Annotated in this window: 1 protein-coding gene; it reads left to right on the top strand. The window is 34.0% G+C overall.

Annotated features, from left to right (window positions below; translation table 11 throughout):
* Window positions 1-806: hypothetical protein (locus tag FUA26_RS15730; protein WP_186826914.1), on the top strand; the 806-nt coding region annotated here is incomplete at both ends.

The raw sequence follows: 806 nt of genomic DNA, 5'->3' as shown, positions 1-806 counted from the left end.
GTGGCGAATGTGATGATGATGGAGATGGAGTTATAAATAGTTCAGATGTTTGTCAAGGTTTTGATGATGCTTTAGATGTAGATAATGATGGCGTTCCTGATGGTTGTGATTTAGATAATGATAATGATGGTATTTTAGATGTAGATGAAATGAACTGTGTTACAAATGTACCGCTTAATAACGGATACGCTCTAAATACAGATTATTCAGCATCATCTCCTTTAACAGGTTTAGGAGCATTTTCAGGAGCAAGTTTTGATTTTAGCTATCAACTATTAGGAACAGCATCATGGCAATCAGGGGTTAGAGTATTAAATAATGGATCTATAGCACCTGATGGAAATTATTTAAATACGCAACCTAATAACACTAATTTCCCAAATGGTGATGTAGCAGAGTATACATATACTTTCTCAGAAACTGTTTATAACTTAAACTTTAAATGGGGAGGAATGGATAACCAAGATGCCATTAGAGTAACAGCAACTTATAATGGTAACCCTGTTGATGTTAGTAATATTATTATTTCTGATATCAATTTAGGGGGAAACTTAACAGTGAATCAAAATTTTGCACAAAGTAGTGCTGGCGGAGCCAACGCACCAAACAACAGTTTGTTAATAAGTTTTAATTCTCCAGTAGATGAAGTTGTAATTATAGCAGGTAAAAATAGCATTGATAATTTGGCTGTAACTATGCAATTATATGAGATGTCATATTGTATAGCCAAAAATTCTGATGGAGATGGAATACCAGATCATCTAGATAACGATAGTGATGGAGATGGTTGTTTTGATGCTCTAGAG

Source organism: Seonamhaeicola algicola (assembly GCF_007997385.1).
GTDB classification, from domain to species: domain Bacteria; phylum Bacteroidota; class Bacteroidia; order Flavobacteriales; family Flavobacteriaceae; genus Seonamhaeicola; species Seonamhaeicola algicola.
This window is presented reverse-complemented; position numbering and strand designations above follow the sequence as displayed.